Consider the following 20850-nt stretch of genomic DNA (forward strand, 5'->3'; position numbering starts at 1 on the left):
AGAAAAGGGCTCCAAAAGGAACCCTCTTCTCATCTAATTCAGTTAACTCAAAAGAGTTGCTCTTAAATTAGTTGTTGTTTTCAACAGTTACTGTTTTAGCAGTTGCATCATAGTTGATGGATGCATCCAACGCTCTGCTCACCCAGAAGATAGGCAGTACAGTACGGTTTTTGTTAGTTACAGCTTTAACGTCCATACGAATCACAGAACCGTTAACAGTCAACAGGTTAGTGTTCAGTTTGATTTGAGCAACGCGGTCACCTTTAATCAGGGTAACTGTGGAAGTTGCTTTGTCAAACAGGATGTTTTGTGGGGATACACCCAAAGCTTCAGCTGCATAACGTACTGGCAAGTAAGTGCGTCCGTTTTCAGCATAAGCAGCTACATCAGAAGTTTTACTTTCGCCGTTCACAGTGTAGGAAGTGCTTCCCAGTGTGAAGACAGCTTTAGTTTTAGTAGCACCTGGAGCTGGAGTTCCAACAGTTGCGATTGCTACTTCAGCAGCTGCAGTGTTGTTGTCTTTCCAGTTTTGAGTGTTGTCAGTTGCGCCTTTGTATGCAGTGTAAGAAACTGCGCTACCTTTCAGCTTAGCAACGATGTCGCCTTGAGCTACAGTACGGTCAACAGTCAGCTTAGGAGCTGAGATTGTGATTGTACTTGGAGTAGCACTTTCGCTGTCGATGTAGAAGCTCAGACGGCCTTTGTTGCTTTCGCCGTAAGTATCAGTAGATACGCTCTTCACTTTAACGTCACCAGCTGTAACTTTTACTTCTGGAGTAGAAGCAAAACGTACGCCTGTTGGCAATTCCAAGATTACTTCACGGCTACCGTCTTTCTTAACGAAAGCTTCTTTAGCAGCTTCAGTGATTGTGATATCGCCAACTTGTTGATCGCCCAGACCGATTGTCAGGGTTGGTTTGGAAGCAGCAGCCAGAGTAACTGCTTGTTTCACAGTTGCAACCTTAACAGTACCGCTCAGACCTTGGCTACCAGCAACTTCAACGTTCAGATCACCAGTGAAACCTGGTTGCGTTGCAACTTCAACGTTTTTCAGTTTCAAAGTACCAGCGTCAGTTGTGCTGTTAGGATTGTTGAAAGTCAGTTTCAAAGTACGTTTGTCAGAGTCAGTGTAAGATACCTCTGCTCCACCCAATCCATTACTGTTCTCCATAGAACCGGAGAAACTGCTTCCTGGGTTGTTGCTGTCAAAAGTAGACTGCCAACGAGCACCTTCAGGCAGGCGCAATGTTACAGTACGTCCTTTTACAAAAGATTTAGCGACAGTTTCTTTAATTGTAACATCACCAATTTTTTGCTCATCATGACCAGCAAGAATTGTTGTTGGAGTAGCTACGGAAACGCCACCACCGATTTGACCATAGCTACCAACTACGAGGGAGCTAACGTCAGTTGTTGCATTACCAGAGATGCTAACTGTAACGTCGCCTTCTTTAGCACTAGTTTCATCATCAACATAGAACCCTACAGGCAATTGGAAAGATGTTTGCTCAGAACTAACTTTATCCAAAGACAAAGTCAAAGTATCGCCATCAGTAGAATATTTTACATTTTCCGGTTTGATAGCAGTTCCAATCAGGATAGTAGCTTTATCTTTAGGAGCAGAATCCCATTTGAAGCCGCTAGGCAATTTCAACTTAATGTTGTTATTACCCAAAGAACCAGCTGTTTCTTCTTTAACTTTCAAAGTTGCAGTAAAGTTATCTTCACTGGAAACAGTATCATTTGCGGACAAGGACACTTGACCGGAAGATACTACGTTTGCAATTGTTACTTCACCGCTTGTCACACCACTTGCGGAAGCAGCATCAATAGAAACTTTTACAGGCCCATTGCTAGGTCCAGTAACATTGATACTCGCAAAGTTCATGAAGACTTCTGCACTGTCTAAAGAGTTATCAAAATTAAAAGTTACTTTAGCAGAGTTGGAAGTCAATTGTTCAACCTTCAAAGGTTGGTCAGGGAAACCAGCAGCGTCTTTGTTGTCACCAGCGTCAACATAAATACCCAAACCATAAGTAGCTTCACTAGCGGAAGTTGTAGCACCAACTGCGCCTTTCAGAGCTGCGCCATTAGCATCCGTAGAAGAGAAGGAAAAACCTTTAGGCAATGTAATAGTGAAAGTAGCGCCTTTAGCAACAGAAGCTTGGCTAACACTCATTTTAGCCTTACCCAAAGTAGCATTATCTTGTTGGTTGGAGCTGATGCTAGGAGTATTCACAGCAGTATAGCTAGAAGCTGCATGGATTGCAGTTGGTGCAGTCAATGCTGCGATTGGAGCTGCAACACCAGCAACCAATGTTGCTGTTGCCAGCACGTTGATCATTTTTTTGTTAAACTTTGTCATAACCTTTTTTTCTCCTCCTTGAATATAACCAGAAATATTATTTTTGTCTTTTTGTCGGATCTTGTCACTCATCAGTCGTTACACCTCCTTTCCGAGCTTTATGAGAACCCTTATAAAATGATATCTGTGACAATATCACAGAAGCTTGGAATCTAGTTGAAAGAAAGCGTCCATTTATGACGTACTCCAGTATTATACAATGTGATAACAATGCAGTAAAGATTTTTTTTAGCGAATTTTGTCTTTACGCTTTTGTACCCCTTTGTTTCATACTCACCCAATTAGACGTAGCATGGGTTCAAAAAGTTGCGCCTGTTTCAAAAAAATTTTTTTATTTTTTTGATTATGTATTCCGCTTTCCACAGTCATAATTATACTATTGAACCTGTTCCTCCGTCATCCTACAACTTTTACCTTATCAACCTTAAATGTACAAGGATTATTTCCGTACATCTGAGTCGGTCTTTAATGGAGTATATTCGTTAAGAATTATCCATAGAATATATAAAGCACATAAAGTCTATAGATTCCCTTGAAATCTAATACTCTAATACACTTTAAGTAGTAGGAATGACGGAGTAACAGTGATTTACAGTATATATAACCGAGACAAATTACTTCACTACATTAATCTTCGCGCCATCCGTAAGCAGACTAACGCCCTTAACGACAACATTTTGCCCTTCAGCAAGCCCCTTGGTTACCTCAACCTGTTTGGCACTTTCCTGGCCTGTCTGCACTTCTACCCGCTTAGCAACAGTTCCCTCCACTACATAAGCATACTTCTTCCCTGCCTGCTCCGTAATGGCATCCTGCGATACCAAAATGTTTTTAGGAGCTTCTGATTTCATGTATACAGTTACAACCATCCCTGATTTTAATTCGCCAGAACCATTAGGGACTGAAATCTCGACAGGATATGCCTTGAGATCATTATCCATTACCGGATTGACGGCCGATACTCTGGCCTCAATTCGCTTGTCTAAGGAGTCCACACCTACAGTCACAGATGAACCCACCCGCAACTTAAGAAGCTCAGATTCAGAAACGTTAACTTTGGCAATAATAGGATTGGTATTCGCTATTGTAGCAACCGCAGATTGTGCACTAACCATTTGCCCTTGGGTTCCTGTTACTACCGATATCGTGCCGGAAATCGGAGCTTTGACTACAGTATCCACTAATTGACTACGAGCTGTGTCTAAACTGGACTTAGCCTGATTGACAGAAGCACGAGCTACGTCAATGCCCGTTTTCTGTTGTGCAAGACGTAATGATTTTTGAGCATTATTATATGTTGTTTGCGCACTTTCCTTAGACGTTTGCGCATTATGAAGTGTGATCTGTGCATTCTCCACCGCAGTTACAGCCCTTCTATGCGCTATTTGAGACTGCTCTAACTCGGATTGAGAAAGAGCACCCGCACTAAACAGCTGTTGGTTGCGATTAAGCGTATTTTGAGCATCACGCACAGAACTCTGAGCATCTACCAGACTAGTCTGAGCTTGAGTGATCGTGTTGTCTTGCTGGACAAGCGCACTTTTGGCTTGATCCACGCTGGATTCTGCCTGCTGCACCGATTGCGCTGCACCTGACTCTGCCTGCTTTAAATTGGCCAGGGCAACCTGGTACGATTCCTGGGATTGCTTAATCGAGTCCCGCAAGTCCTTTTGGTCTATAGTAAACAATGTGTCGCCCTTATTTACTTTTTGCCCCACTGTAAGGTTAATGCTTTGAATTTTGCCACTAATTTTCGGAGACACCTGAGCCGTCTCTTTAGGAGCAAAGCTTCCAATAATACCTGTTGAATCGTTAATACTACCTTTGGTCACTTTTGCCACTTGGACCGGAATGGCTTGCTGCGCCGTAGTTGGTGCGGCAGGGGCCTCCCCCCCACCGCAACCCGCTAATGCAACTGATAAAAGCAAAGTTGTAGCAATCAGAGCACTTTTTTTATTCATTATGTTTCTCCACCTCACCTTATATATGAACACTTTTTTGTAGTTTCGCTTCTTTTTTTTGTTCTCTCTTTGCTTGTCTTTTTAATTTCCGATTCTTACGTTTTTCTATCATATTATCCATGATGACGTAGACTACCGGAATAAGAATCAATGTAATAACAGCTGCGAAGGATAACCCGAATACAACAACAACTGCCATCGGTGCTTGTGTCTCGTTACCACTGCCTGTAGCGAATGCCATTGGGAGCAAAGCTAGTACCGTAGCCAGCGTGGTCATCAAAATCGGACGCAACCGCTCAGACGCTCCATGAATAATAGCTTCATCCCGATCTTGGCCGTCTTTTCGGAGCTGAATTATAAAGTCAATCATAACAATGGCATTGTTGACGACCAAACCGACGAGCATGATGTAACCTGTCAAAGCTGAAACGCTGAGACTCGCCCCGGTTACAGCTAAACCGATAAGCACACCAATTACCGTAGGTGGAACGGAAAACATAATAACAAACGGTGTGAGCAACGATTCGAACTGTCCTGCCATAACCATATAAATGAGCACGACAGATAGCAAAATAGCTATCGCTAAGTTCATGAAAGACTCCATCATTTGTTCATTTTGGCCGCCACCCGTATCTGCACTGTAGCCCTCTGGGAAGTGAGTAGTCTTCAATAGAGCATCTATTTTTTGATTAATAGTAAGAATATCCCCTGTTCCATCAATATCAGCTGTAATCTGCACTTGACGCGTTTGGTCTTCACGAGTAACAGTATCGGGTACAGTCCGTTTATCAATACTTACTACGGAAGACAAAGGTACATCAATACCTTGCGAAGTGGTGATCCGTAAGGCTTTTAGATTTGACAAATCATGGCGGTTTTTCTCTGGCAACGATATCTTCACATCAATCTGATCTTCACCTGTACGATAGCTTGTGGCGACTGATCCATTAAAAGAAGTATTCACTGCAGATAAGATTTGGGTCGCTGATAAGCCATATCGACTTGCAAGTTCACGATTAACGGTAATCTCATATTCTTCGCGAACAGCACTCAAGGTACTTTTCACATTGACCGTACCCGGTATGTTTTTTACGTCCGCAACGAGATTGTCCGAGAGTTCTCTCAGGACGTCAATATCGTCACCTTTTAAGTTAATATTAACAGCCGCTCCGCTTGAAAGGCCTGTTGTAGACGCCATTGTAATCTCTGCATCCGGAATGCTATCAAATTTTTTACGAAGGCCATCAACTACACCATCTGTTGCCTGATGTCCATCCTTCAGTGTTACACTTAGATCTGCTGAGTTGGTTGGAGCTGCCCCTGAATAACCAGAATTGCCACCAGAACCAACAGTCACTGTCATTTTATCTAGATCCGGAACTTTCAAAATTTCTTTTTCTATATCTTGAACAACCTTTTCCGTTTCTTCCAAGACCGTTCCATTAGGAAGTTTCACATTAATTGTGAATTCCCCAGTATCGGATGCTGGGATAAATTCAGCCTTAACGAAAGGAACTAGAGCCCCAGCTGCCACAAACATTAATAAAGTAATAATTAACACAGATTTTCTATGGTTAATTCCCCACTTCAGTATACGGCGATACCCACTCTTAAATTTCTCGAAACCAATATTAAACCACACAATAGGGTTAACACCCTTATAAGTACCTGAAGAATAAATGGATTCATCTGGCACGGTAGGTAGCCAACGTGATCCCAGCATCGGCACAATCATAAGGGATACAAGCAAGGCTGCAATGTGAGAGAAAATAACTGTTAACGCCAACGGTTTAAATAGAACTCCCGCAATTCCGTCAACAAAAACAACTGGTAAAAATACTACGATCTGCGCAAGTGCAGATGCCATAACGGCATTACCCACCTGCTTGGAGCCATCAATAGCCCCTTGTAGCATGCTTTTCCCTTCATGTCGCTGTCTAAAAATATTCTCAATAATAACAACCGCAAAATCGACAAAGGATCCTAACCCCAGAAGCAAACCGCTCAGTGAAATAATATTAATGGTTTGTCCGGTGAAATACATCATCATAAACGTAGCTACGAAGGAAATTGGAATAACGATAGTAGCAATAATGGTAGAACGTATACTATTCAAAAATAACAGCAACACAATAGCTGCGATAATAAGTCCCAATATAGCATGCTCTACTAGTGAGTGTACGGAGTCGCTAATCGGTTTGGATGCATCTGTTACCATCTCCAATTGAGTTCCCGGAGGCAATTCCTTCCGTATCGAATCTAAACTATCCTTTACAGAATCGGCGATTGAAAGGGTATTCCCCCCTGTGGCTTTAGTAACAGAAATATTGATACTTGGCTTTCCGTTATAGGTAGAAATGGTTGTAACATCATCCAAGGAATCTTCAACTGTCGCGATGTCCTTTAGCTTAATGCTTCCCTTCCCTACTGGAATTGGCGTTTCACCCATTTCTGAAACAGCTTTGTATTCACCTTGAACCCGAAGTTGGATTTCTGTATTACCTCGGTACACCGAACCAGCAGAACCCGCTACGTTATTAGACGATAGCGCTTGGCTGATTTGATCTAGCGTAATGCCATAGCTTTGAAGTTTGGCTTGGTCTACAGTAATCTTCACAAGCCGAGCTTGCCCACCTGACATGTTGGCTGCAGCTACTCCCGCAATTCTTTCAAGCCGCGGCTCAATAATATCTTCAGCAATAGGCTTCAACTTGTTAATATCCTGGTCTCCTGTAAGAGAGAGCGTAATAACCGGCGTTGCGTTGAGATCCACCTTAAGGACACGCGGCGAATTAGCCGCCTTGGGAAGAGACCCTTTAACCCCATCAACTTTATCTCGCATGTCGAGGGTTGCTTGATTGATATCTACTCCCCAGTTAAATTGAATCATGACCATAGATGTTCCTTCTGAAGACTCGGACATGATTGTGTCCACGTTCTCAATAGAAGCCAGACTTTTCTCAATAGGTTTAGTAACCAATTCCTCAACTTCTGTAGGCGTTGCATTTGGAATACTAGTCACCACTGCAGCGAATGGCAGCTTCATATCCGGCATTTGCTCTACAGGAAGTCTTAACGCAAAAATACCGCCCCCGATTAACAAAGCAATAATTAACATAAATACTGTTACAGGACGGCGTATTGAAAACTGAGACATCTCATCACTCCCCACTCACTTCTCTATGTAATATTTAAGCACACACATCCTCTACTACGATGAAATAGGCGTAAAGTTTCAGATAAATGTGCAAAAAAAACATATGGAAAAATAATAAACACATTTTGAGATAAATACTTAAAAAAAAGCAATTAATTACAGACGTTTAAGCCAAATCCAAAACCAAAAACATTGTAAGGCTAATCCACAGTTTTTACCTCATTGATATTATGGCATAGGCCCTTAATCCCAGTCAAATAGCTGATTTATAAAAAACATCCCTCTCATGTATATGAAAGGGAATTACCATTTCGCATGGAGGGATGTTTAATAATTTCAGGTGTTTTGTTGATTAGATTTTAGGAAGCAGCTTTTTATCAGCCATAACTTTAGCTACAATAATCGCTGCATCTCCGCGCAAGGTCAAGGAAGTAGGATTAAACATATATCCCTTTTTCAGATCGCTTGCATCCACAGGTGACCCTGTGATAAAGCCTTTTTTGGCAATAGCCAATATAGATGCTTGCGCATAGTAATCAATCTTGTCCGCATCTTTAAAGGTCTTAGACAGGTTCTTCATGATCTTGTCATGATCTGTTTCCAGCTTCAAATTCAATGCCTTGGCAATAATGACTGCTGCATCTTGGCGTGTGATTACATCTTCCGGCATAAAGATTCTTGGTTGCGAACCTTTGACAATACCGGCGCGTGCAGCTGTTTCAATATAACGATAATCATAGAGCGCATCTGCTGATATCGTATTTGGAATAGATACGTCGTCGAAATGCTTCGCTCCGCTGAAATTAAGCGGAATTTGCAGACCTTTGACGATCATAGACGTAAATTCGCCTCTTTTAATGTAGCTGTCTGGTCCAAAGCTATTAATCGGATCCATTGGGTTCATAACACCTTTAGCCAAGATGGCTTCGATGTAATCTCTGGCGTATTTATGCTTAATGACATCACTATACGTTTCTCCAACTTTAGCAACTACATAGTAACCGAAACGATCAAACGGTACCTTAATGGTATGTTTTTTCGGATCCACCACACCACCAATGTTCTGCCAATCTTTAAGATCAGAATCAAAATAGAACACCGTCATTTGTTTCCCTGCATCCTGAGCGATACTGTTATCATATGTCAAAGTTAATGTTGCACGCTTGGATGGTACTAATTCATTAGAAGGATCACGCCAGTAGAAGTTTTTAATCTTGCTACTGTCATTTTGCGACTTGTTAGCCAATTGATAAGGATCGGCACCATAAGTTACCGGATCGTAATCATCTGTTTTAATGTCATCTGCTGTACCTGGGTCAATCCAGAATACTGGACTTGACTTGGTAAAACGATTTGGGAATTCTCTGTTAAAGTATCTACTTCCATCTGCAATCAAGCTCTGCATATCCGACAATGCTTTTTCGGTTTCAAATTCATGACGATCGACCACACCATCTTCGCTATTTGCTATCGCAAAGTACAAAGTGTGACCAGAGAAAACCTGGTTTTTGAACTGTTGCGGTTGATCGTAATCCCGACGAATCAGACTCGTTCCCTTTGCAAAAGCAAGTGTAAGATTGCCATCGAACACTTTGTGCGATGTTTTCATCGCTTCCATGTACTGCTCACCAGGAATATTAGTAGGCACATATTTAACAGTAATGGTCTGTTTCAATTTTTCTTTACCTACAGTAACCACTACGTCAATTTTATTATCTTTGTTGGCTTTTAGACCTGTAACGATGGCTTTGTAAGTAGATGGATAATCAATGGTACCATCATAATCAGAGTCGAATCCCTCTTGAACTGCTGTTTCTTTACCTACCGTAACACTATCTGCATTACCTGCGTTTACAACAACTTGCACAAAGTTTTGATTCACGATTCTCTTTTCAGGGAGCGGACGCAAAATATCAAAAGATGTGGATTGACCGGATACTTGCAGTCGGAAAGTAGCAAATGGTCCGCTCTTGCCGCTATTGTACAAGGTAATGTTATAAGCTACTGGTGTTCCATCTTGCGAAATAGTTTGGTTTTTCAACACAAAGCTGAAATACTTTTTGTCCGGATGGTAGTACACAAGCAGGTCTTTTAAATCTTTATTTGTAAATTTATCTGTAGTAGAACCGGAATTGTATGTTGTCTTAGCATCTTCTGCTGAGAAAAACTCGTTACTCAGCGTCCAGTTGACTTCACTGTCATCCGATCCCTTAATCTCCAAAATATATTGATCTTTATTAGCAATATCACTTAACGAACCACTTACCTGATCTGCTTTACCCAAATCAGCAATACTGAAAGTACCAAATACATTGATATTTTTCAGAGATGTGTTGTAGTTAGTGTCATCCACTTTGGTGAAATTAGCATCTTTTGATTTCGGAGCAATTTCGCTGTATTTCGGCGTATTGCTCAAGCCGCTAACTGGTGTAAAAGGGATGATTCCTTGTGTGTTTGGAACAGGAATTACTGGAATATTCGTCTGTGTAAAGTTTACTTTTACCGTATTGCTATACTCAATACCTGGCTTGTATACAAACTTGATTTCATTATTCCCGTTCGCTAAGGCATTGGCTGCGGCTGTCTCTGAGGAAGCAGCAAGCTTGAAGTCCGCTCCTGAACCATCCAGATCAACCAATACATTATTAACATACAGGAATACATTTCGGTTACTTCCAGTGTAATGAATATCTGCTGCGTTGCTCACATCAAGCAATTTACCTTTAAAGTAGCCCAGCTGAGTCAATTTATAGGTATTCAAGTTTGAGCTGGATGTATTCAACGGAATTTGTTGCCCATCATAAATCGTGTCGTATTTCATGAACGGACCCTGCAACAGATTCACCGTTGCTTTAATTAACTTGGTCGAGTCACCATTCAGATAAAAATTCAGTACATTTTGTCCTTCTTTAGGTAAAGTGTCTACATAAGCAACAATTTTCTTCACTTGCGTTGACTTACCATTGATTGTACGAATTACATCTTGAGGAGACCCTACAGTATGAACCGATACTCCGGAAAGCTCATTAATTGAAGAAGGTGCGCCATTAACAACGATAAACTCCATACCTACAGGTACAGATGCAGCATCTGTAGTCTTGTTCTTCATAGAGCTACCTGTTAATTTCATAGCTTCATCTAGAGCAGCTGCCTGATCAGACCCGCTTCCATTAATTCTGTTCAACAATTGAGTATTAAAATCAGGAAGATAGTTAACATCATCAATATACGGCTGAGTGCTACTGCGCAATGTAAATTGGACAGCCGATGGAGCTGGAGGTGTACTGCTATCCGTATAAGTTATGCCCAGGGATGCCCTGGTCAAATGATCAAGTACAGCTTCCGAAGGTACAGTCACCTGAAATGGATATACTTTATAGCCATTTGATGTAACTATATTTGCAGTATCAATTGTGGCATCAACCCCAGTCGCACTACCCACAGCACTACCATTGTTACTCACATCGGTAAAACGTGCATTGATTGTGGCTACTCCTGGATCGGTCGCACCAGCTGGTACCAAAACGTTACCTTTTAAAACCACACCACTTGTAGACGATACAGTAAAGTCAGGCGAAGTGGTCAGATCGGCAGAAACATTCCCATCCTTGTTCAAGGTCAAATCAGAGAATTCCGGTTTACCCGTATAAATCGTAATTTCACGTGTAACTGTAAGAGCCTGAGTTCCGTTATTCACTTTAATAGTCACTATATTTTTACCCGGACTCAGTACAACACTACCTGTTAGTTTATAGCCAGTGTAAGAGGATACATTATACGTATTACTACTTTTTGCAGACGTGAGCGTTACACTGTCAGCATTAGGAGCCGTACCTTGAATGACTACTTTTACATCATCCGTACCGCTATTGCGTGCGTCTGTCAGCACCGCTGTCTGATTCTCTAGCAACTGCTCGGTTGCACCATTCAGCGTAGCAGATAGATCATAAAGCTTGGGCCCATCCTGATACTCAATGTAAATGGAGTCCTTCATATCAGCCGAATTTTGGCTGCTTTGAAATGTAATCCGGTTCAAACCAGGAAACAGTTTAATGTCTGTAACTTTAAGCGTAGAGCCACTGACCGTAATTCCGCCTTTTTGACTCTCGTTCTTATTAACCACGTTAAGGTTTGTTCCATTTTTAGAGAGTTGGAATACACTATAAGATATAGTACTTCCGTTCACTCCGTTAATCGTACCGTTAACTGTAACTCGGTCAGTGTTTACCATTCTAGCCGAATCCACATCATATTTTTCACTTGGAAAAATAAAATAAGTTCCCGTCGCAGCATGAGCCGTACCTACCAGGGCCGCCGGCACCAAGCCAATGATGAGACCAACCGTCAGCAACATGGATAGCAATCGTTTCAAATCATTGTCCTCCTTTGATTCTGTCGCACCTTGGGGTACGTAATCATTCAATACTTTTTTTATCGGTAGTAAACATACAAAAAATTAGTAAATTCTCAAAAAAGGAGGGAGTTTTTTTACAGCAAACATCAAAAAAGCCTTCAAACCCGCGGTATACCGCCGAGCTTGAAGACTTACTTTTAAATTAAAATTATAATTTCGAACGTGTTTGGGAATCTGGCTTAGCCAGCAACCGAATCAGTGTATTAATAACTGGGCGTTTGGTTTTGCCAACAAGACCAATAACCTCTGCACCGATCTGTAGGAAGAACATCATAATACAAATCACGACAAAGGTGACCCAGTTCGCTTCATTAAGCGCAGCAGACGATTGAATCACCGCCAATACACCGAAAAATGCAGCAATACCGTAGATAATCAACACCGTCTGTCTGTGACTGAAACCTAGTTCGCGTAAGCAGTGATGCAAATGACCTTTATCCGGAGAGAAAATCGGTTTTTTCTGCAACTTGCGACGAATGATAGCAAAGAATGTATCTGACAAAGGTACACCGATAATAATCAATGGCGTAATAAAAGATACGATAGCAATTTGCTTGAAACCAAGCATGGATAGCATGGCCAGAGAGAAACCTAAAAATAATGACCCTGTATCACCCATGAATATCTTCGCAGGATGAAAGTTAAAAAATAAGAATCCGATAATACTGCCCAGCAGCACAAGACAAAGCATAGCTACCATGTAATTGCCCATCAGTACCGACATCACAAAGATAGTTCCAATCGCAATTCCTGAGACACCTGCAGCCAGTCCATCCAGACCGTCAATCAAATTGATGGCATTCGTTACACCTACGATCCAAAAAATCGTAAGCGGAATGGAAATCCAGCTTTCCAAAGATGAGTATGCATCCTGAAAAGGTACATTTACAAAATCTACACGAATATCAAAAGCAAACACGACCATACACGCAACGGCAATTTGAGCCAAAAATTTCAATTTTGCATTGAGATCAAAACGATCATCGAGAGCACCAATCAGTGTAATCAGCGTACCACCAATCAGAAAGGCTGCGATAAAGTTAATATCCCGAGAGGACAGCATTCCGTCAGGCACAAAAGGTAACACCGCCAATAAGGACAACAGAAATGCCAAGAAAATCCCCAGTCCGCCAAGACGCGGCATAATTCGGGTATGTACTTTTCGGGCATTCGGTACATCGACGGCTCCAACCTTCACAGCGAATTTCTTGACGAGCGGTGTCAGTAACAGCGCAAGTCCCAGTGCCATGATGAACCCAATAATATAGATCAATAACATTTGATCATTCGACCCCCAATTTTAAAGCAATCCCTTTTCAGATGTAACCGCATTGAATTATACTCTGATCAAAAATAAATACCAAGCTTCATATTCTGGCAAATTAGCGGGTTTTGAAGGCAGATTCAAGCTATTTATCACACTTTTGTGACGTTTTCTTTTTCGCGCATCACTTTCGCGGCAAATTTCGGCAGCGCAAGCATTCTTTTGTAACGGCTTGGCTCTTTGAGGAGTCTATATAACCATTCAGCCCGTAGCTTTTGAAACAATTTAGGTGCGCGTTTGGTTCTGCCTGATATAACATCGAAGCTACCGCCAACCCCCATCATCACCGGTACACCCAGCTGTTCCTTATATTTACCAATCCAGGGTTCCTGCGTGTCCGCTCCACGTGCTACAAACAACAAATCAGGATTTGCTTCACGAATGGCTGCAATCACGGCTTCATCCTCTTTAGGTCCAAAAAAACCATCACGCTTGCCACAAACCGTAATTGCGGGATAAAGCTCATGTACCCGCTTTGCGGTCGCTTGAATCACCTCAGATGTTGATCCCAGTAAATAAACCTTCCAATGATAGTTTTCTCCAGCTGCAAGTAATTCATGTAACAAGTCAAAGCCCGCTACCCGCTCAGGTACAGGATGTCCTACATAGTTTGCAGCCCAGACCACGCCAGTCCCATCCGGAACAATCAACTCTGCCTGTTTCATCACGTTCATGTACACTGGATCTTCCAATGCAGCCATTACCATAATCGGATTGGCAGTGATCACTTGATGGGGCTGGCGAGACTCCACTGCTTGAACTAATACATTTAATGTATCTTTCATATTAAGCCTTGATACCGGAACACCGAAAATCGGGACGGTAGGCACATTCGTAACCTTATCAACTGTCACTGTATCCATCATCCTTTGCGACACAAGTAATTAACGATATGCTGTGCCGGTAAGCGAGCCTCACTTTTTAACAAAGCAATGGCCGCTTCCTGGCTCTCGATCCATTGACTTCGCTGATCTAGCAACCGCATAGACTTATTAGCCAGTTTTTGTCCATCCAGTGCCTCTGTAGTGCCTACAGGCTGGCTACCGACACGGCTGAGGAAATGGTCAATTTTAGGATCGTAGGATATCCCCAACGGAGGCACCTGGTGGGATGCTGCATAGATCAAGCTGTGTAATCGCATCCCGATCATCAAACTGCAACGGCTGACTTCCAAAAGCATCTGTTGAGGATCAGTGACTTGATCACACATGCTGACAAGGCTCCCCGTCCCCCTAATATCCCCCAACAAATCCATTACCATCCTTGAAGCCTGCTCGTCATCAGGCAGATGGAAAGGTAAAAAGCGTAAGTGTACACGGCGCTCAGCAGCTAATCTTTTTAAGCCGTCCGCAATAGCCGTTAAATCGCGACGTTCCTTATCCCAATAACGTACAGATACGCCAACGATCGGAAGTTTATCCATAGCAGTCTCAAATGCTGCTTTATGCAGCTCGGAACCCGGGGGCAATGGAAGCCCCATTACCGGATCAGGAACAACTTCGACAACCGGGCGCTTCAGTTTCATAGTACCCAGCAGTGCGGCAGACTGCTCATCTCTTACAGAAACATATTCACAGCGCTGAAACACAGAACGGATCATAGGATAAAATATCTTCCGTTGTACCGGACCAATGCCCTGAGCATATACAAACGTCGGCTTTCCAGCCCATTGGGCCAGTTTCAGAATTGCCAGATAATACGGAATGCTTTTAGGGCTTGTTGCATCCTGGAGCAAACTCCCGCCGCCACTTATTAGCCCATCGCTGTTTTTAATCGCTCTACGAACTTCCCCCAGACTCATCCGCGCTACAGCTTCTACTCCGTACATTTTCTGTGTCCAAGCGGGGTCAGAAGACAGAACAACAGGTTTGATTGTAATCCCCGCCTGACGACTCTCCTCCTCTAAAGCTGTCAAAATCGACTTAAGCACGGCCTCATCTCCACTATTGCGAAAGCCGTAATAACCCGAGATGATTATCGTTTGAGCTGTGGTGACCATTTCTTCCAACACCCTTCCAGCACTTGCCACACGACAATTGCGATGATTCCCAGCACCAGACCGAAGCCCAATCCTAACAGCCCGCGACTAAGCGACAGTGCCGCTGGAGAGTGAATGTGAGCAAAGGTATCCACCATAGAGGCTTGACCAATAGCAGCTATAATCAGTAAATAGATTGCTTTGCGATATTTCAAAGCCAGGAACGCCCCTGCAATAAACAGTGGGTGAGCCATCAAAAATTCCTTATTGCGCGGACGTACACCAAACGCATTTTCAAGGAAGTTCCGGAAAACCAGCTCCGTGTTCGACACCGTACCCGCATTTCCGGTACGAGTCAAATAGTAATAGCCTGCGGCTGCGATAACAGCCAGTGCGATCACCCACAATACAGTAATCGGCGTACGTAGCAGCTTGGAAATTTCCTCCCGTATAGAAACACCTCGATAAAAGAAAATATATATCGCTGCTAAGAAGATCGGCAGAATGTGAAGCAAGCTTACACCTCTAAATTGGTTCAGCACAAGGCTGTAAGCAATACTATTCAACAGAGCAATAACAAAAGGCACTGCAGCCAGCGACAAAATCGCTGTCTGTACGTACAGTATAAGCGTTTGAATCAAACGCTGACCTACAGAAAGTTCGGACCCCTGTTCACGTTTAATTCTAATCGTACGCACGGCGATAATCATTGCAACCGTAGGTCCGCTAATCGCCGCGAGTAGGGCTAGACCTTGCTCCATCAAGCTGGAGTTCAAAACATAAAGTCCTGCTGAACCTACCAAACCGAGTGAAAATGCCAGCAAAGTCAATGCCGGGACGAAATAGGACACCATAATGGAGAAGAATGCCAGTGCACCCAGTACGACAATCATTTTCAGATAGCGCTGAATGGACGAATCGACGACTTGGAACGGTTCAGCCTGTCCAAGTTCAAACCCCTTTTTCTCCATCCGTTGTACAGCGTTACCCGGCTTGTCCAAGCTGTGGATTAGGTTATCTACCGAATCCTTCACCTTGGCTTCAGCAATACTACGGCTAGGCGCGGTATTCAGATACAACATGCGAATATTACGATCCTTGGTAGCCAATGCAAAACGATCGGCCAACGTTTCCACATCGAGCGTTGAATCTTTATCGCTCAATGAGTATAAACGCACAACGTTATAGTGGATATCGTAAGCGAGCTTATTGAAGCCTGCTTGCGGTTTTTTTAAGTTTTCGATAGCAGCTAGGCCAATATCGTATTTGTTCAGCAATTTAGCAAATGCCGCCAAGCTATGCTCTTTCTCGTTATCAGTGAAGCCTTTGACTGAATCACCTTCAAACAAAATGCGTTTTACACCATTCTGCTGAAAGGAAGCAAGCATCTCTTCCGTCAACTCCTGGTTGTAAGGAAGACTGTCGCTCATCCGTGGAACAATAAAAAATCCTTTGCTCCGAAGCTGCTTCATCGCAATCGGGTCAGGCTGCATGGGCTTGAGATACGCATCCTCTGGAGATGTTTCCACAACTAACCCTTCCTGTCCCTGATAAGTCCAAGGTTTTACATTGATGTCCAGGCTTGTAAACGTACGTAAAATTAACGGCTTTAATGCCTCGGCATTTTCTTTATCAGCGAAAACAATATACGTAAAATTCTCATTTGCAGGTGAAAGCCGTTTTTCCATATCGGCAACGTTCTGAGTCGTATAGGTTACGACGCGACCCGCTTTACGGAAATCATCCAACGTACTTTCATACATAGCCATGCTGTTCACACCCGCTTGCTGTAAGCGGTCAAGTTGCTCATTCAGATAGTCCTGCGGGTGAGCCTGATACGAGGCTGCCTCCGTCAAATCCCGATAATCGAATACAATCTCTACTTTTTTACTCGAGGATTCTGTCTTCACACGATCGGCGATGACCGGAATGGAAGCCAGCAAGCCGACAGCCACCAAAATCCATAACCATTTTCGAGAAGCCGTATTCCAATACTGCCATTTCTGATACACCAAAGAACCTCCTTAATATTCGGGATTTTGCAAAATTCAATGCTGCCCACCTTGCCGTACTCAGCCTTTTGGTAGGTCACTCATTGAATTTTGCAAAATCCTCCGTTGCCGGAATAAGGCTATTTTCCCAAAGCCTCTTCCAGGTTATTCTGCAATACAGAAATGACCTCCACGGCGTACTGCCCTTTGCCGTGAGAGGTCACCGATTACTATATCTTATCCAATTACCTTAACCTATTCTATTATAAAGGGATTTTTCTCAAGCGTCTACGCGAGCCATAACAGCATCGACCAGGTGGCTGATTCTTTGCTCCGCGTCTGACAGCGAGGAACCGCGTACCGCGAAGTATACTTTGATTTTTGGCTCCGTTCCCGAAGGGCGCAGGCAAAACCACGAACCGTCCTCCAGTAAAAATTTGAGTACATTTTCCTGTGGAAGTCCGTCCAGACCTTGTGAGTAGTCCAGTACCTTGTCTACCTTCACGCCTGCAATCTCTTGAGGCGCGTTGCTACGCCAATCGGTCATTTTGCCCTGAATTTGTGCCACTCCATCCTTACCCTTAAGGGTACGAGACTCCAGCTTCTCAAGGAAGTAGCCAAACTGCTCATACAGCTCTTGTAAAACATCATAGAGCGTCTTACCTTGTGTGCTGTAATAAGCAGCAGCTTCAGCGATCAGCATAGCCGCCAAGACAGCATCCTTATCGCGAGCATAATTCCCTGCCAAATAACCATAGCTCTCTTCATAGCCAAACAGGTAGGTGTACTCGCCAGTTTCGTCAAACTGGTTCATTTTCTCGCCAATATACTTGAAGCCAGTTAGCGTGTTAAACACAGTTGCTCCAAAATGTTCGGCAATGACTGCGCCCATTTCGCTGGTTACGATGGTTTTGATAACCGCCCCATTATTCGGAAGCTTGCCTGTTTCTTTCAGCTGATTCAACAAGTAGTAAACCATGATCGCGCCAGACTGATTACCGGACAATACCACATATTCGCCATCACGGTTTTTCACAACTGCACCCATACGGTCAGCATCAGGGTCTGTTCCGATCAACAGATCCGCACCAATTTTCTCACCCAGCGCGATTGCCAGTTTAAACGCATCACGTTCTTCCGGGTTTGGCGACTTGACAGTCGAAAATTCAGCATCTGGCAGCTCTTGCTCAGGCACTATATGCACCTGTTCAAAACCGATCTTCTTCAGCACACGACGAACCGGTTCATTTCCAGTACCATGGAGAGGTGTAAACACAACTTTGAAGTTTTTGCCTGGTCCGGCTGCAATCAGCTCACGGTTCACACTCACACTGGCTACCGTATCTACAAACGCTTCATCTTCCTCTTCTCCAAGCCAAACCAACATTCCCTGTGCCTCTGCTTCCTCACGTGTCAGACTGCGAATGTCGGCAAAAGAAGGAACCTCACGGATATAACTAATTACCTGTTCAGCCTGATCTGGAACAAGCTGACCCCCTTCATCGTTGTATACCTTGTATCCATTATACTCAGGAGGATTGTGACTCGCTGTCACAACGATCCCTCCACTGGCTCCCAAATGACGTACACTAAACGAAAGCTGTGGCGTTGGACGCAAGGAAGGGAACAACTTAGCCACGATACCATTGCCTGCCAGCACCAAAGCTGCATCCAGAGCAAATTCTGGTGAAAAATGACGCGAATCATGTGCAATGACAACCGAAGGTTTGCCTTCTTTACCAGCATGCTGTTCTAAAATATAGCGAGCCAGCCCTTGAGTCGCACGTCCAATGACGTAACGGTTCATCCGGTTACTTCCTGCCCCGATCACTCCACGCAGACCGCCTGTACCAAATTCCAGCTCTTTGTAAAAGCGATCCTCCAGTTCCTGCTCGTTGCCTTCCAATGCGCGCAACTCCTGTTTAGTCTCTTCATCAATATAAGGGTCTTGCAGCCAGCTCTCAATGCCTTCTAATGCTTTTTTACTCAACTGCGTCATACGGAATTTCCCCTCTCCATTTTTGGGTTGTCAAAACAGGATTTCTATGTACACATGCACTCGGTTCAGACGTCGTGCTTATGTCGGCAGAGCTTTATTTATTGGGGAGGGTCAGATAGAGCAAACATAATTTCGCCCTCAGCTACTACCGTATCGCCTACTTTAGCCGTAGCTTTCCCTTTGCCAAATGCGCCTTTGGAACGAGTGATTTCCACTTCAAGCGTCAGCGTATCCCCAGGAACCACCTGTCCACGGAAACGGAAACCATCCAACCCTGCCAAGAACCCGATTTTGCCACGATTGCTCTCTAGATGCAGTAATGCGACAGCCCCAACTTGAGCCAGTGCTTCGGTGATCAACACACCAGGCATAACGGGATACCCCGGAAAATGTCCAATGAAATGAGGCTCATTCATCGTTACATTTTTAATGCCCACTGCTCTTTTCCCTTCCTCCAGCTCAATAATACGATCCACCAATAAAAATGGCGCTCGATGTGGGATAATCTCCTGAATTTGATTAACATCCAATTGCAATTTGTCCATTTACCTTAATAACTCCTCCCGCTTGCAGGTTTGACTCTGTATCAGTCATGAGTTACTGCAAGCATAATATTACCCCGCCTGCGCTGCATAAAAACAGCTCTTGGCGGCAACAATGTTAGATATCCTTCACCTACTGCAGAAGTGGAGGTTGAGATAAGGGGCTTTTTCCGCCGGTTATGCAACCTGAGGCGCGAAGAAGCCCTTTTGCCCGTGCTTGGTTTTACCCCGCAGTGTTATAAACTTCCCCATCATTATACAGTTATCAGATGCAAAAAGAAAATTACGCGGAAGTACCATATTGGGTGCTCCTATTATGGGGGTGAAGCGAAGTTTCATTTGAGTCAAGGGGGGAAAGGGCTACGGGGATGGATCATTCTTCCGATCGCTGTTAACCTCGGATTTTTTCATTGTATAAGAATTCAAGGGTAAAATCCGAGGTTAAAGGCGAACGCTATCGCTTCTTCAGAACGATTCCATCCCCTCCGCCGAGTTACTTTTGGCTCAAAAGGAAAGCGTCGCTTCAATAATACTCGCTTGCCGTGAAGGGCAGTGAAACAACCGAAGGCCTCTATGATAGCCTACATTGGCGTTCCAAAAGACGTGCTGCATTGAAGCACGATTTAGGCATAACAAAACCCTGCGCCACTGGCACAGGGTTTTGTTATTCTATACTCCCCACACAAATTGCGGGGGGTTTATTTTAATAAAAGTGGCCCTGATGGCGGGTAGCAGCGGAGCGAAGGATTTGAATTTGGAGAAGCGCGAGCGTTCGCCTTTGCAACGGGATTTTTACATCTGGATAATTTATCAAATAAGAAAATCCCGCTGCAACAGCGATCGTAAAATCAAATCATTCGCGGAGCGGCCTTTTCCCCGCCCCCACTCTTTTAAAGTAAACTTAAGGCGCAAATATAAGATCAATGACATGCTGCCAGGTTTTCCATTCGAATACGCCTGACAACCCTTGCTTACCTACAATTACATATCCTGCAATTAAGCCGCCTAACAGCGAGAACAGGAGCAGCAACGGAACTACGAAATAACGAGCAGTACGCCAGCGGGACTTCGTCTTTTCAGGCACCGGACGGGAATCAGATTGTTCTTCTTTCATCACCA

General features: G+C 43.6%; 11 protein-coding genes. All 11 read right to left on the reverse strand.

What is annotated here, in order from left to right; all coding sequences use genetic code 11:
* Nucleotides 1–67: 67 nt before the first annotated feature.
* Nucleotides 68–2437 (reverse strand): copper amine oxidase N-terminal domain-containing protein, encoded by a 2370-nt coding sequence (locus tag JOE49_RS03310; protein WP_160788478.1) that lies wholly within the window; start codon nt 2435–2437, stop codon nt 68–70.
* 542 nt (nt 2438–2979) lie between these two features.
* Nucleotides 2980–4326, reverse strand: coding sequence for an efflux RND transporter periplasmic adaptor subunit (locus JOE49_RS03315; protein ID WP_160788477.1), 1347 nt, complete (start codon nt 4324–4326; stop codon nt 2980–2982).
* Nucleotides 4327–4345: 19 nt separating this feature from the next.
* Complete coding sequence (locus JOE49_RS03320; RefSeq protein ID WP_160788476.1) at nt 4346–7483, reverse strand: efflux RND transporter permease subunit; 3138 nt, start codon at nt 7481–7483, stop codon at nt 4346–4348.
* Between the two features lie 352 nt (nt 7484–7835).
* Complete coding sequence (locus tag JOE49_RS03325) at nt 7836–11855, reverse strand: S-layer homology domain-containing protein (RefSeq protein WP_209940557.1); 4020 nt, start codon at nt 11853–11855, stop codon at nt 7836–7838.
* 190 nt (nt 11856–12045) lie between these two features.
* On the reverse strand, nt 12046–13176 hold the full coding sequence (locus tag JOE49_RS03330; protein WP_028542169.1) for a glycosyltransferase family 4 protein: 1131 nt from the start codon (nt 13174–13176) through the stop codon (nt 12046–12048).
* A gap of 137 nt (nt 13177–13313) precedes the next feature.
* Nucleotides 13314–14075 (reverse strand): WecB/TagA/CpsF family glycosyltransferase, encoded by a 762-nt coding sequence (locus JOE49_RS03335; protein ID WP_025724242.1) that lies wholly within the window; start codon nt 14073–14075, stop codon nt 13314–13316.
* Between the two features lie 8 nt (nt 14076–14083).
* Nucleotides 14084–15220: a polysaccharide pyruvyl transferase CsaB gene (gene csaB / locus JOE49_RS03340; protein WP_209940558.1), complete on the reverse strand. Its 1137-nt coding sequence runs from the start codon at nt 15218–15220 to the stop codon at nt 14084–14086.
* Nucleotides 15196–17211: a DUF5693 family protein gene (locus tag JOE49_RS03345; protein WP_025724240.1), complete on the reverse strand. Its 2016-nt coding sequence runs from the start codon at nt 17209–17211 to the stop codon at nt 15196–15198. Before JOE49_RS03345 ends, csaB begins: the two co-directional genes overlap by 25 nt.
* Before the next feature lie 259 nt (nt 17212–17470).
* Entirely contained in the window at nt 17471–19189 is a 1719-nt protein-coding gene (locus JOE49_RS03350; RefSeq protein WP_209940559.1) for a phospho-sugar mutase, read from the reverse strand.
* A 98-nt stretch (nt 19190–19287) separates the two neighbouring features.
* On the reverse strand, nt 19288–19734 hold the full coding sequence (fabZ, locus tag JOE49_RS03355; RefSeq protein WP_013312312.1) for a 3-hydroxyacyl-ACP dehydratase FabZ: 447 nt from the start codon (nt 19732–19734) through the stop codon (nt 19288–19290).
* 898 nt (nt 19735–20632) lie between these two features.
* Nucleotides 20633–20845, reverse strand: coding sequence for a DNA-directed RNA polymerase subunit beta (locus JOE49_RS03360; protein ID WP_028542171.1), 213 nt, complete (start codon nt 20843–20845; stop codon nt 20633–20635).
* Nucleotides 20846–20850 lie beyond the last annotated feature (5 nt).

It is taken from the genome of Paenibacillus sp. PvR133 (assembly GCF_017833155.1).
Lineage (GTDB): Bacteria > Bacillota > Bacilli > Paenibacillales > Paenibacillaceae > Paenibacillus > Paenibacillus polymyxa_B.